This window comes from Paenibacillus sp. FSL P2-0121, from assembly GCF_037975345.1.
GTDB classification, from domain to species: domain Bacteria; phylum Bacillota; class Bacilli; order Paenibacillales; family Paenibacillaceae; genus Paenibacillus_AQ; species Paenibacillus_AQ odorifer.
Genome location: NZ_CP150245.1, coordinates 623,830 through 636,924, shown reverse-complemented (window position 1 = coordinate 636,924; position 13,095 = coordinate 623,830). Strand labels below are relative to the sequence as shown.

The following is a 13,095-nucleotide window of genomic DNA, read 5'->3' as shown; positions in this document are numbered from 1 at the left end:
GGATGAATTCCTCCTTTTTATCCCTTGATTCCTGTTAATGTAATGCCCTCAACAAAATATTTGTTGCCGATCAAGAAAAATACTAGACAAGGAGCTGTAACGACGAGCGCCAGTGCCATGACCTGTTCATAGTTCGGAATGCGCATCCCGTTCACAATATACAAGCCCATAGGCAGCGTATAATCTGCTTCAGTCTTTAAATAAATCATGGTGTAGAAAAATTCATTCCAACAGTTGATAAAGCTGAACAACGCCACAACAATCATTGCGGGACGTATAAGCGGCAGCATGATGCGGGAGTAGATACGGAAGTAACCCGCACCGTCAATCTTGGCAGCTTCACTGAGTTCTAGCGGAATCGTCATGAAAAATTGCCGGAGCAAAAAGACAAAATACGCGTTGCCGCCTGCACAGAAAAAGGCCGGAATAATAAGAGCAGGTTTGCCAGCCAGTCCCAAAGAAGTGTACAGAGAATATTGTGGCAGCAGGGTTACGGCACTAGGCAGCATCATCGTACTGATGACCAGCACGAACCACATCCCGCGCAGCGGAAAGTTCAGCTTAGCAAAGGCATACCCCGCAAAGCTTGTCGTCAGCACCGTCCCGATCACATAAGGAACTACAATCGAAACTGAATTCCAGAGCTGCCGCAGGAACTGAATACGTTCCAATCCAAGCCGAAAATTATCGACATTTAGTGACTCGGGGAAAAACACAGGCGGCCGCGCCAGTATTTCTGTATGGCTCACGAAGGCACCTCGCAGCAGCCAATAAAGCGGAAAAGCAAACACCACTGCGAGTATACAGGAGAGCAGAATCAGCCCGGTATTGATGGCTTTAGCTCTTTTCTTTTTTTTCTGGATACTTGTATAATTCATAATTGCGGTAGCCGCCATTATCTCGCCTTCTTTCTTTTGCCCATCGAATCGTCCCTTTTAAATGCGCCCTGGAAGTAGAACAGCACACCAGTAATGGCCATAGTGATTAGGAAGACGACCCATGCCTCAGCAGACGCCAAACCGCGCATCCCTACCTGAACAAATGAATGGTCATAGATCATAACGTTGATAAAATAAGTCATCCGATCGGGTGCACCATTTCTGGACAACACCACACTTTGCGTATAAATCTGGATAGAGGTCATCATGCACATAATCAATTGGAAAAAGAGGACAGGCTTGATCGTCGGATAGGTTACTTTGAGGAACTTGTGCCAAGCATTTCCCCCGTCCATCTCGATAGCTTCCAGCAATTCTCCCGGAACATCCTGCAGCGTAGCGATGAACACAACAATCGTCCCACCACAGGTCCACAAGCTCATGATAAACAATGTCTCAAAAATACGGATGGGATCTGTCAGGAAATCAACAGGGGCTATTCCTATCTGCAATAAAATCCAGTTAAGCAATCCACCCTTGGCTTGGTTCTGTAGAAGCATCTGCCACACAATTGTTGTCGCCAGCATCGGAACTACAGACGGCAGAAAGAATATAGCCCGCATCAAGTTTCTGCCGATAAATTTACGGTTCAATAAGAGTGCAACAATCAGACAAAAGGTGATTACAAGCGCCACGTTAATGAAGGCATAAATCAAGGTTACCGTTATGGATTTTTTGAATTCGGAGCTGGTATTGGTGAATATGTACCGGAAATTATCCAGTCCAATCCACTCCATAACTTGGCTTCCGCTCATAATCGTTATTTTATGAAAGCTGTAAAACAAACTGGCCAACATCGGATAAAGCGTCAATACCAAAAATCCAATAATGGCCGGTGCTGCAAACAAATATCCAGCCACCGCCTCTTTGGTGACACCTCTGGCATGCTTTTTAACATAGACCGCAGCCGTTTCGGTTTTGCTCTCTGGGTTCATAAGCAATAGCCCTCTTTTCAAATATAAGCTCTAATTAGGAAACCTTGCCGCTCTCGAACAACTGCTTGATCGCTGGCATGATCGCGTCATAGACTTCTTTAACACTTTTCTTACCTGCCAACGCCTGATCAATAGATTTCTCATATTCAGTATTCATCTTGAGGTAGGCAGGAACGTAATATGCAGGCCATTGTGCGATAGAGTCTTTCGTTGTGGAATAACTAAGGATAGTTTCTTTTGCGCTTTCAGGAAGATCGGAGGTCCACTTTTCAACCAAGGTAGGATCGGTATACCAATCTGCCTGGTTCGGCAACCACGCACCACTCTTCAGCAGCTCCAGGCTGTTCTCAGGGTTGACCATGTAAGCATAGAATTTCTTGGCTTCCTCAATGTGCTTCGATGTATTGTACACAACAAGCGGAGCACCACAGTTCATCGTTACTGCCTTTTCCATCTTAGGCAGAACGCCAACGCCGATATCTTCATTACCTTTGATATTAGCTAGATCCCAAGAGCCGCTGATTGCCATGGCATAACCACCACTCAAAGCGTCTACCGCAGAACCAATTCCAGAATTCCAAGTGTAATTGAAAGCGGATGCAACCTTGTCTTTGTTAACGAGATCAGCTAGCTTCTGGATGGCATCAACTGTTTTGGGAGAATCCCATTGAAACTCCCTTCCATCCGGGGAAACAATCCCGCCACCGTTGGCATAAGCTGCCCAGAAGTGGTGGAACTCCCGTCCCGCTGTCATACCAAGCCCGTAGTTCTCGGTCAGAGCAGCATCAAAGCCTTCATCTGCCGCTGTTTTTCCTTTAGTATCTGTCGTTAGCTTTTTCGCGTTTGTCACGAATGTATCCCAATCCCACGCATTTTCAACTTTGGAGGGTGGATATTCAAGACCTGCTGCATCAAATTTGGACTTGCTATAGTAAAGCAGCTCCAACTGGTTGGATAGGCCGACTCCAATCACTTTTTGCTCAGGTGAATGGATTGTAATCGCTGATAGTTTTTCAGGAATGCTTCCGTCCGCTAATAAATCGCTGATATCTTCGATAATTCCCATTTCATTGTACTTTTGGATATCGCCTTCACCCATATAACTGATATCTGGAAGTTCACCGGATTCGAGCCGAGTCTGAATAAATGTATCAAAGGAGCCATCTGCTGGAAGTACTTGTGCATTGATTTTCACTCCGGTGTCGGCTGTATATTTTTCTGCTGCCGCTTCTACCAGCTTTTTCTGTACATCATCACCCCAATACAATAATTCCAAGGTTACATCTTTATCAGGCGTAGTTTCTTTGTTGGCTGCTCCAGACCCTTCAGATGCCTTTGGAGCCGCGTTGTTGGAATCGCCCGAACAGCCTGCCAGTGCGGAAAAAACCATCATTGATGCTAAAGATAGAACTAGAGTACGTTTTCCAAACTTCATGTTTGTTGCCTCCCTTTTTTTCATATCTATTTATTTCAAGCCAAGCATTTAAAGCTTTAGCCTAAAATCATCATGGTTTGTCATTCTTAGCGATTACAGACAAGGGCTGAATATTCCTCCGCCTGCCAGTCTTACGCGAGGCTCTAGTATCCCCTCAGTTGTGCGATATTCGAGCTTATCCTCAAGCAGCACATATCTTGACGGATATGCAGCGTAACTTGTTACGATCCAGCCCTCCGAGTCTTCTTCAATATAACCGTTAATACAGCGCATCTTTCCGCGTGGATCCCTGTACAAATATGTGGTTGTCCCGAAGCCCATTAGATAGGCCACTAGCTCCTCCCCCATATCCCAATCATCTCCTGTCACACCCGAGAACAGCGAAGCAAACAAGGAATCACTTGCCCCCACAAATACGGATTGCCCAAAACGGTTTCGCGACAATTCTGGCATGTTCAGGTTAGGAGCTGCCACACTATATGTAGAGGCTGCCTCTCCAGGCAACAAACGGCGTGGAGTAGAGCGTACATTCCAATCGTAACAATTGAATACTGCCATCGTAGAACGGTAAGCGGCTTCCAAATATTCAGGGTCTCCAAGGAATTCATAGGCAACCCGGGATGCACCTGCTACCAATCCACCCCAAAGGGAATGAATCATATACGACAAAGCTTCCCACCAGCGATCCGGATTCTGCACTCTGTAATCATTACTGAATCCGATATTTGCCAGAATTAGTTGCCCATAACGCTGAGCCTCCTCTTTATTTCCAAGGTGACACAATGTTTCACAGGTAGGACCAAATCCTGCATTATCGTAAAAATGCTCCGTTATAGCTCCCTCATACTGCTGTATCCCTGTCTCCAGATTTCTGCCAAATTGCTCCCATAAGGTAAGTAGACGTTTATACTCTTCTGAAAGACCGCTCTGCTTCAGTGCCTCTAATAAATCAAGAATATAGAGCACAAATATACCATTTAGACGGCTCTCATCCTGTTCACGCTGCCCACTATGCCGATCAGGGTCTAGGCGAAGGCACATGATTTCGGCAGCCCATTGTAGATATTCTCTAGGAGAATGAATTTTAAGTAACGAACCATCCATTCGTGACAATAGATAAAAGACATGCCCAATATAATCCAGATCATAAATGCGGTAGAATTCTCCATACAAGGGACGCGGATGATTGAAATCTCCGCCTTCAAACCAATGCTCCTTCACATCCAATACTGCGGCAATCTCGGCCTTAGCTACTTGTTCGGGGACAGCCTTGGCCATGCTATTCTTCATCAGAAGAAAAGCAACCTTACCCAGCGATTCTCCCTGATTCGATAGCGGACGGAAGGCATATGGCCTCTCAGCCTCACCTGTCCCTCCAAAGTTGTTATTTACCAACCACTCGGCTCTCTTTTCCAGAATCAGGTCAATCGACTCCAGTACATTCCAGACCAGGATATCGGTCCGTCCATCTTCTAGCCCCAGCTCCAGCTTATGTTCTCCCGGCTCCAAACGCTGTAAAGATATAGTGTAGCTGCTGCCTGACTCCAACCGTACAGCTTCGTTCGTAATATTCTCCTGGCGGATCAGCTCCGTTGCCGTTGAAGTGCTATACAAACGCAGCTCACGTAGAGCCTGGCCCTGCGGCAGATCAACAACAGCTTCGAACCTTCCTCCCCGGGTTAATACAGGCGTATAGCTCCAGCGCGGATGTCCATAGGCCATACCCTGCCTATAGAAATCATCTCGATTCTGACAGGGATGGAATATGTATTCCCAGCTGGAGGTCTCTCCAGCGTCAAGATCCAGCGGACTGTAAGCGCCACCATATATCCAGTCGGCAGCTGCAGATTCGGTCATAGATGATCCGTCCTCCACCAACGATAACCGATGATACAGCAGACCATCCAAAGAAGGGGAAACCTGCTCAAGAAAACGATTCTTATAACTACAATAAGTACCTACGGTTACTGTTCTGCCCTGAACACCATAAACACCCAGATGTGGTGCTTCGTTGCTCCGTCGAATGGCAGCAATTTTAGCGAAATCTCCACCAAGATGGGGGAATACTGCACAGGACTGACTCATATTGCGCTGCACATTTTCATCTCTGTACATGACATAAGCGAGCGAAAACCACACATGAAGTCCATTAATTCTTACAGACTGTGTTGAGCGGTTCATAGCTTCAATAGTCCATCTTAGTCGCTCATCTTCCAAAGAATATGTAAGTCTGATTGCAATCGGCGCGCCTTCAAAATCCACAATTACACGGTGTTTTCCTTCTAGCGTGATATTGGGCAACAGATCAGTGCTTTTTATGATATTCCCGTCTAGCTCTATTGTCCATTCTCCGAATAGCTTATCTGTATCCGCATAACCTGCCTCTTCCAAATAAGACGGATCAACTACCCAGTTCATTTCACTAGGGTCGCCCTGTAATATCAGAGACTGAAGTGCTCCGCGGTCGCTTAACTCCATCCTGAAATTTTCGTTGCCTAGAATCGTCATTGCCTAGCACCTCTTCAATATTTTAAGTTAAACGTTTAGATTTATGAGGAAAAAGGAGCTGTGAAACTTATTTTTGTCTCACAGCATTTTTTAACGTAGCCACAGAATCACGTTCGATCAACCGGCACTCCGGCATGGTCAGTGAATCCATCTTCGTCCCCTTGATTAAATTGAACAACACCTCAATAGCTTGATAGCCCATCTCATGTAGCGGAAGTCCCATTGTTGTTATACGCGGGCGTAAGTAATCACTGAATTCACGATTATCAAAACCGACAACCGACAGATCATCCGGTATTTTAAACCCTTTTTCCTCTGCCGCCTGCAAAATACCTACAACCATTACATCATTCATGGAAAGAATCGCGGTTGGAGGCTCCGGCAAAGCGAGCAACTCGGAGGTAAGACGATACCCTGATTCCCTCTCCCAGTCTCCCATCTTAATTAACAGTGGATCGAACGGTAATTGATATTCAGTAACGGCCTTGTAATAACCGTTCAGTCTTAATCTGGAAGGGATTGAATCCATCAAACCACTGATTACAGCAATTCTGCTATGTCCTTGGTTAACCAAGTAGGACATGGCTTGGTAAGCAGCTTGCTCATCATTATACTGGATAGAGATATCGTCCTGTGTGTAAGAGTAGGTATACACAATAGGCTTACCTTCCGTATCGATTAAACCCGTTAAATCACGGGGATGAACACCGATATAAATAATCCCATCCACTTGATTACTGAGCAGTTCGGCAACCGCATTAGCGGCATACTTTCGATAGTCTTCCGTATTCGAGAAGTTACGGCCGATACGCTTGTCCAAACGAAGATTCACCAGTAAAATATGCAAATCATTACGATCTCCAAAATCATTAATTCCATCGATAATATCGGGGGTGTTAAATACCGTCACATCTTCTGCAATAACACCTATTGTATTCGTACGGTTGAGTTTGAGACTCTTCGCAATAGCATTCGGCTTATAATTCAACTCCTCAATGGCTGCAACAACTCGTTCCCTTGTATCGGAACGTACATTGCGGGTACCATTAAGCACATAGGAGACTGTAGCAATCGAAACATTAGCCTTTGCGGCTATGTCTTTAATGCTGGTTTTCCTCATTACACCTTCTCCTATCTTATTATGGAACTCTTTCAATCACGTTGTTAAACGTTTAGATTATTTTTACAGTTAAAATATACCACGCGTATTTATTGCTTTGCAACCCCTTTTTTGCTATTCTCAAAAAATCCTCCTGTTCGTCCCCCGTTTCGTTTAGAATTGATTTATCTGTTGAGCATTGGATAAAAATAAGATATAGGAGCTTGAGCTTGCTATGACACCATTTACTGAGAGAGTTATTCATATCATACAGTCTATACCAGAAGGTAAAGTGATGACCTACGGAGGAGTTGCCCGCGCGGCAGGCAGCCCAAGAGGAGCGAGGCAGGTCGTTCGCATCCTTCACTCCATGAGCAAAAAATATAAGCTGCCCTGGCATCGGGTCATTAATGCTAAGGGAATGATCGCACTAACTGAGGATGAGTCTAACTCCCTCCAGAGGCTCTATCTACAGGGAGAGGGAGTTAGTTTTAATGAAAAAGGTGTGGTAGATCTGAAGCAATTCCAGTTTGAGCCGGAGTGTGCCGATTAGTACCCTCTGGTAACTCTTCGTCTTTCTCCGGTGCCAAGAGCATTGAGTAGACAATACATCGTCGCGTAAATGACCAGCAGGACAAAGGCAATGAACAAGCTGAAAAATACGGACTGGAGATTCAGGCTATCCAGAACAAGTTGATACAACTGATGCCTGTCCGTCAGGACGTCCCAGCTATTGAGTCTGTAGACTCGGCCAAGCAGTACACCATATCCCCCGAGCATACATGCCGCAAGCACGAATACCCATGACCACAGCAGGTTGCTTTTGCGATAAATGACCGTCTGGAACTGATACAATGAGAAAAAACCGGTCAACCATCCACTCCAGGTGAACAATAAAAGAGTGACCAAGTCATACCAGTAGCGATTCTGAATGGCCCCCTCCACGATATATCTACTTTTTCTTACCGTTAAATGCACCAGGTCAGTCATGAGATAAGGCGCGTTGGGAAAGAACAGCAACCACGCGACACCCAAAGGAAGAAGTAATAAACCGCCTATCTTCCTTTTGTCTAGCTCATAAGCAGCCATGGAGAATAAAAACGGAATCCAAGCTAAGAACAAATTCCAAATTAAAAAACCGTAAAACGAATCCGTCTGAAGTGACACTACACGATATACCGCCAATGTAGCGACAGACAATCCCGCCAAGAGCATAAACACCTTCGGATAATTCAATTCCTTCATGAGCTTATATTCTCCTTATCGATATTAATTACATTAAACTTATACCCAATTGTACAAATTCAGAATTCCGAAGTCCAATTTTAATACAAAAGCCCAGACGCAAGAATAGCGCCCAGGCCGACTTTATTTATTAAGCTCAAGTACCGCTGATTAGTTCAGAGGCAATGCTGGCTTCTTGCGTCCTGTCAGACCTCGTAGTCCACCTGCATCCTCCTGACAGGATAATGCCGTACACTCCCTAAACGCCGCATGACTGCATCCGATACATTTATTGTGATTAATACTGCTAAGAGCTTCATTGATCGCTTCACCGGTATGATGATAGAACTGTGCCTCTCCTATTTTGTCATATAGCCCGGTTCTCTTAAGAAGCTCAAGCGGCTGCGGCTGAACACCGGAGATCATCAGTTTCCCTCCAACAGCATGGAGATGCCGCACCAGCTCCGCCAGATTGGATTCACCCGTAGTATCCATGAATGGCACTTTTCCCATCCGCATTAATATAATTTTCGGCTGATCGGAGCCATAACCCGGCATGGTGTCATCAAATCTATACGCAGCGCCAAAAAACAGCGGCCCTTCCACGGTATAAATCCCAATCTGCGGACAATCATGACTCTCCGTTACCATATGTGCTCCTACCTTGACGGAATTAGGATCAGGCAATACTTTGGATACCAGATGAACCTCTCCCATCCGTTTCACAAACAAAATCACCGCAAGAATCAATCCCACCTCTACGGCCAGCGTTAAATCTGCAAATATCGTCAACAAGAAAGTGATGAATAATACCAAAGAATCGCCTGTTTTGATTTTAAGCAATTGAAGAAATTGTTTACGCTCACTCATATTCCAAGCTACTACCATCAAGATAGGAGCCATCGCTGCCAACGGAATACTAGAAGCATAGGGTGCAAACAACAGAAGAATTAGGAATACCACTACCCCATGAACGATCCCTGAGATCGGAGAAACTGCGCCGCTTTTGATATTTGTGGCGGTTCTGGCAATGGCACCTGTGGCTGGAATTCCTCCAAACAATGGAGCTGCAATATTGGCGATTCCCTGACCAATCAGTTCACGGTTGCTGTTATGGCGGCTGCCTGTCATCCCATCAGCTACGACAGCTGACAATAAGGATTCAATAGCACCCAACATCGCGATGATAAAGGCCGGACGAATCAGCAGTGTAATCCGCTCCCAGGTAATGGTCGGAAAACGGAAGCTTGGCAGTGTATTAGGGATATTCCCATAGGCCAAACCAATCGTAGTCACCTTACCGCTAAAAAATAACGCTGCTATGACAGTCGCACAAAGAAGACCGACCAATGAACCCGGCACCTTCGGAGCGAAGCGAATCGCTAGGATAACAACGGCCAGACAAATCGCGGCGGTCAGGATACTATATCCATTGATCGTCGATAGATGAAGTCCAATTTCTTTCATGTTATCTACAAAGCTCTCGTGCCGTTCAATATCCCTTAACCCAAGGAAGTTAGCAATCTGTCCGGTGAAGATAATAACCGCTATGCCTGCTGTGAAACCAATCGTGACCGGCTTCGGAATAAATTTAATCAGTACACCCAGCCTTAACAATCCCATGAGGACTAAAATAACCCCCGCCATCATCCCCGCTAACAGCAGGTTCTCATAACCATACTGCATCCCAATGGCAAACAAGATAGGAATAAATGCACCTGTCGGTCCACCAATCTGAAATTTCGATCCCCCGAACAATGAAATACATATGCCGGCAACGATTGTCGTATAAATGCCATATTCCGGCTTTACACCAGAAGCAATAGCAAATGCCATCCCTAAAGGAATGGCAATAACCCCGACGATTGTCCCTGATATCAAATCCTTGCGAAAAGCGTTCATGTTGTAGCCTTTATAACGACCCCGCCCTGTCATGTTCAAACCTTCTTTTCTTTAAATATCTGATTATTTGAATATAAGAAGAACATTACTCTAGGACGCGACTGTTGTCAACGCCAAAATAACGTTAATCTATTCCATTTTCACTCGCCGCGCATGCCTTCCAGCAATGAAATGGTATTCACGAGATGGTTATCAAATATTTGTTTGGCCACAACCAGAAGGTCCTTGATCAGAGGATCACGTAAGGCATAAATGACTGTGGTGCCTTCTTTCACACTGGTTACTACATTTTTGGCGCGTAAAACAGCTAGCTGCTGGGATACAGCAGAACCTTCCGAGCCGAGAATAGCCTGCAGTTCATTCACATTCTTCTCACCTTCGCTAAGCAGCTCCAGAATACGAATACGCATCGGATGAGCCAGCGCCTTGAAGAATTCGGTCTTAAATTGCTGAATTTCGGTGTTCATAGCTTTCTACTCCTCATGCTTAACTTTCTGAATCTAATGTTATCTTTGTATGTTATCTTAGTCCCTAAGAAGCGTCAAATACTGAAGGGATAGATTCGCACATCACGGACCTGCAATTCTACGAACACACCCAGTGCCATAGGTTCACCGAGACACTCGAACATCACTAACCCTTCACCTATTCGTAAAAATCCTGTGCCATCTTCTTCAATATTCTCCAACACGCCCGTAAAAATAACCCTATCCTGTTCGAGCCTGATGTTGAACTCACCTGCAGGCACAGGATGGATATCCACCCACCTCATAAGCAGCTCCGAAAGCTCGAATTCCACATCCATTTCTGCCCCTGGATTCACAGGAGCACCACACCAGATTCCCCGGCCCTCCCCAAATTCTGTGAGAAAAAATACCTCGTCCTTTTTCAAACCACTTTTTGTAATTTTGATTTGCATAGCCCATACTCCACCCTAATGATTTATAACGATCATTATATCATGAGAATTAGCCCAATTTATCAAGTATAATTCTGGGTTGCCTTATTCAGATAAGTACTAGGGTGTAACCAAGGATGCTTAAAGAACTCACTTTTACTGGTAATCTTCCGCGAAACACTCAGGTCATAATCGATCATAGACTTTATCTGCTCTGCAAAGGCCTCCCCTTTTACCAGCATTCCCAGCTCAAAATCGTGGCAGGCACTTCTTTCGTTGATATTATATGAACCATGAAAAACGGCTTGTGATCTATGATCATAGGTAATTTTCCAATGGGAAAATCGACCGGTGGCACTGTAGTCATAGAAGGAAACACCGTTAATAAACGGCATATACATATTGCCTCTTACCGCCGCGCGATTTGTAGGATGATCATTAACCTCCAGCGGGTTACAAATGTTCAAATTACACGAGCATTCCGGACCAAGCAGCCCAAGCCGATCCCAAAAATCCTGATCAATCAAATAAGGATTCACGATGATAGTCTCTTCAGCCGCGTAAGTAATTAAATCCAGATAATATTGTTGAATCAGGTTAACCGGGTTACCTGGAAAGCTTGCTAACAGCGTACATTCTTCCTCACCAAAATGATAATCCACATCCGGATAATAAAAGACATCATTCACATCAAAATGATCTCCGCCTAGAAGCAGCCAGCGAGAATAGAACATCGCATTCAAAGGCTGCGCTGCTGCGCCGCGAATCCGGAAGCAGCCATCATGCCACTCAGCCTCTTTACTAGGAATCCCCTGTGGATGTCCATCTATACTCATTGCAGAGGATGCCTGCACTGGGGTCTCATACGTATATTGGTCACCAATATTTACACTGCCTATAATCGTGGTTACCCCATCTATGACCATAAACTTCCGATGATCGATGACATTCAGTCCTGTGACCTCAACATCCTCTTGCACTTTATCCTGCAGAAACAGGATACTTTCCGGCACTCCTTCTTGCTCCAGCGCCTTTCGTTTCACCCGCCATTCAATGGCTGTATAATACGAATTGAAGGTATTCAGCAGCTTGGCGCCTGCATTCTCAAGCTGATCAGCAATCTTGGAGAACTGGCCGTACTCCAGATTATTTCCGTACCCCAAAGCCGTCAATGTGTAATTGACCATAACCCTTACCTTAACGCCACGCTTAAGAGCATAAAACAGTTCATCTGCAACCAGATTGCCCGAGCGATCATTAAAAAAAAGCATGACAGACAGGTGGATATAATGCTGCGCTTTTCTGATCTCCTCTAATATCATTCCTAGACACTCTGGACCATTCACGTAAGGTGTTACTTGATTATTCCACGTAGTCTGCGGAGCCAGAACCTTTAGCTTGCCTGAGTCTAGTCTGCCCAATACTTCAGTAAGTTGTTCCAGGAAGCTTGGGCTAAATCCAGGAAGCTGGAATAGCTGCTCACTTGTCGTAATGACTCCGCCAAGCGTCTGACGATAGGCTCTGGCAGCCTCTAGGTCTATCCCCTCAAGCTTACGCTCCACCTCTTCTCCTGCTACACCCATAATACGGGCAAGCGATCCGCCGGATAGATAATAATTCAAGAAATCAATCATATTTCTCTGTGTCTTCATATGTAAAGTCCCCCATCGTTTATATTGCATGCCTTTGAATCAAGGTAAGGATAGATACCCTAGATCTCCTTTTTATAAACGGGGTGAAATGCAAAACAGGGATGCCCCACAGCCTTTATGGCTATGGATCATCCCTGTTTAGGTTTAAATAGAATTCGCTAAGAATGGAGACAGCTTATTTTACCTGTTCTGCGCTAAATACTTTAACATCTAGAGGAGCAGCCAAGAATTCGCCAGCTTTAGCTGAGAAAGCAGTGAAATGAGCGCTCGTATTGTGGCTGGATACTGCTTCAGCATCACGCCATTGCTCAATCATAATAAATGAGTTGGCTTCTCCAGCATTCTCATATAGCTCATAAGAAAGGTTACCCTCTTCAGCATGAGTAGCAGCCAGTAATGCTTTAGACTCCGTCAAAAACTGTTCGCGACGCTCTGGATTAACTTTAAGTACAGCATGAATAATGATCATTGTATATTCCTCCTAAGATTAGTGTTTATGGTAGC

The 13,095-nt window shown here is 45.0% G+C and carries 12 protein-coding genes; 1 reads left to right on the top strand and 11 read right to left on the bottom strand.

From position 1 onward, the window contains the following. Nucleotides 1-17 precede the first annotated feature (17 nt). The 5 genes from MKY54_RS02825 to MKY54_RS02805 all read right to left on the bottom strand — a co-directional run bounded on the left by MKY54_RS02825 (nucleotide 18) and on the right by MKY54_RS02805 (nucleotide 6,936). Nucleotides 18-896, bottom strand: coding sequence for a carbohydrate ABC transporter permease (locus MKY54_RS02825; RefSeq protein WP_081386388.1), 879 nt, complete (start codon nucleotides 894-896; stop codon nucleotides 18-20). Further along, entirely contained in the window at nucleotides 896-1,873 is a 978-nt protein-coding gene (locus MKY54_RS02820) for a sugar ABC transporter permease (RefSeq protein ID WP_081383334.1), read from the bottom strand. Before MKY54_RS02820 ends, MKY54_RS02825 begins: the two co-directional genes overlap by 1 nt. 34 nt (nucleotides 1,874-1,907) lie before the next feature. Then, nucleotides 1,908-3,308 carry an extracellular solute-binding protein gene (locus MKY54_RS02815; protein ID WP_076193728.1) on the bottom strand — a complete coding sequence of 467 codons (1,401 nt, stop codon included), beginning with the start codon at nucleotides 3,306-3,308 and terminating at the stop codon, nucleotides 1,908-1,910. A 93-nt stretch (nucleotides 3,309-3,401) separates the two neighbouring features. Beyond that, complete coding sequence (locus MKY54_RS02810; RefSeq protein WP_076193726.1) at nucleotides 3,402-5,816, bottom strand: hypothetical protein; 2,415 nt, start codon at nucleotides 5,814-5,816, stop codon at nucleotides 3,402-3,404. A 67-nt stretch (nucleotides 5,817-5,883) separates the two neighbouring features. After that, nucleotides 5,884-6,936: a LacI family DNA-binding transcriptional regulator gene (locus MKY54_RS02805; protein WP_076193723.1), complete on the bottom strand. Its 1,053-nt coding sequence runs from the start codon at nucleotides 6,934-6,936 to the stop codon at nucleotides 5,884-5,886. A gap of 214 nt (nucleotides 6,937-7,150) precedes the next feature. Here MKY54_RS02805 and MKY54_RS02800 point away from each other — a divergent pair, with 214 nt between their 5' ends. Continuing rightward, nucleotides 7,151-7,468: an MGMT family protein gene (locus MKY54_RS02800; protein ID WP_076124439.1), complete on the top strand. Its 318-nt coding sequence runs from the start codon at nucleotides 7,151-7,153 to the stop codon at nucleotides 7,466-7,468. Here the strand turns inward: MKY54_RS02800 and MKY54_RS02795 are convergent. The 6 genes from MKY54_RS02795 to MKY54_RS02770 form a co-directional block, all read right to left on the bottom strand. Next, nucleotides 7,465-8,160, bottom strand: coding sequence for a DUF1361 domain-containing protein (locus tag MKY54_RS02795; RefSeq protein WP_038568569.1), 696 nt, complete (start codon nucleotides 8,158-8,160; stop codon nucleotides 7,465-7,467). The two genes, MKY54_RS02800 and MKY54_RS02795, sit on opposite strands and share 4 nt — an antisense overlap. 150 nt (nucleotides 8,161-8,310) lie before the next feature. Further along, nucleotides 8,311-10,074 (bottom strand): SulP family inorganic anion transporter, encoded by a 1,764-nt coding sequence (locus MKY54_RS02790; RefSeq protein ID WP_076124440.1) that lies wholly within the window; start codon nucleotides 10,072-10,074, stop codon nucleotides 8,311-8,313. A 107-nt stretch (nucleotides 10,075-10,181) separates the two neighbouring features. Next, the gene (locus MKY54_RS02785; protein ID WP_036676741.1) at nucleotides 10,182-10,508 is read right to left on the bottom strand and encodes a metalloregulator ArsR/SmtB family transcription factor; all 327 of its coding nucleotides are present in this window, start codon (nucleotides 10,506-10,508) and stop codon (nucleotides 10,182-10,184) included. Nucleotides 10,509-10,582: 74 nt separating this feature from the next. Then, nucleotides 10,583-10,960: a hypothetical protein gene (locus tag MKY54_RS02780; RefSeq protein WP_076185165.1), complete on the bottom strand. Its 378-nt coding sequence runs from the start codon at nucleotides 10,958-10,960 to the stop codon at nucleotides 10,583-10,585. A gap of 62 nt (nucleotides 10,961-11,022) precedes the next feature. Then, nucleotides 11,023-12,591: a phospholipase D-like domain-containing protein gene (locus MKY54_RS02775; RefSeq protein ID WP_076193720.1), complete on the bottom strand. Its 1,569-nt coding sequence runs from the start codon at nucleotides 12,589-12,591 to the stop codon at nucleotides 11,023-11,025. A gap of 175 nt (nucleotides 12,592-12,766) precedes the next feature. After that, the gene (locus MKY54_RS02770; RefSeq protein WP_036676736.1) at nucleotides 12,767-13,060 is read right to left on the bottom strand and encodes a putative quinol monooxygenase; all 294 of its coding nucleotides are present in this window, start codon (nucleotides 13,058-13,060) and stop codon (nucleotides 12,767-12,769) included. Nucleotides 13,061-13,095 lie beyond the last annotated feature (35 nt).

Bases quoted from the DNA above. Each gene is read 5' to 3' on its own strand.
- MKY54_RS02825 (WP_081386388.1), bottom strand. From the start codon at position 896: ATGGCGGCTACCGCAATTATGAATTATACAAGTATCCAGAAAAAAAAG.
- MKY54_RS02805 (WP_076193723.1), bottom strand. From the start codon at position 6,936: ATGAGGAAAACCAGCATTAAAGACATAGCCGCAAAGGCTAATGTTTCG.
- MKY54_RS02775 (WP_076193720.1), bottom strand. From the start codon at position 12,591: ATGAAGACACAGAGAAATATGATTGATTTCTTGAATTATTATCTATCC.
- MKY54_RS02780 (WP_076185165.1), bottom strand. From the start codon at position 10,960: ATGCAAATCAAAATTACAAAAAGTGGTTTGAAAAAGGACGAGGTATTT.
- MKY54_RS02785 (WP_036676741.1), bottom strand. From the start codon at position 10,508: ATGAACACCGAAATTCAGCAATTTAAGACCGAATTCTTCAAGGCGCTG.
- MKY54_RS02800 (WP_076124439.1), top strand. From the start codon at position 7,151: ATGACACCATTTACTGAGAGAGTTATTCATATCATACAGTCTATACCA.
- MKY54_RS02790 (WP_076124440.1), bottom strand. From the start codon at position 10,074: ATGACAGGGCGGGGTCGTTATAAAGGCTACAACATGAACGCTTTTCGC.
- MKY54_RS02810 (WP_076193726.1), bottom strand. From the start codon at position 5,816: ATGACGATTCTAGGCAACGAAAATTTCAGGATGGAGTTAAGCGACCGC.
- MKY54_RS02820 (WP_081383334.1), bottom strand. From the start codon at position 1,873: ATGAACCCAGAGAGCAAAACCGAAACGGCTGCGGTCTATGTTAAAAAG.
- MKY54_RS02770 (WP_036676736.1), bottom strand. From the start codon at position 13,060: ATGATCATTATTCATGCTGTACTTAAAGTTAATCCAGAGCGTCGCGAA.
- MKY54_RS02795 (WP_038568569.1), bottom strand. From the start codon at position 8,160: ATGAAGGAATTGAATTATCCGAAGGTGTTTATGCTCTTGGCGGGATTG.
- MKY54_RS02815 (WP_076193728.1), bottom strand. From the start codon at position 3,308: ATGAAGTTTGGAAAACGTACTCTAGTTCTATCTTTAGCATCAATGATG.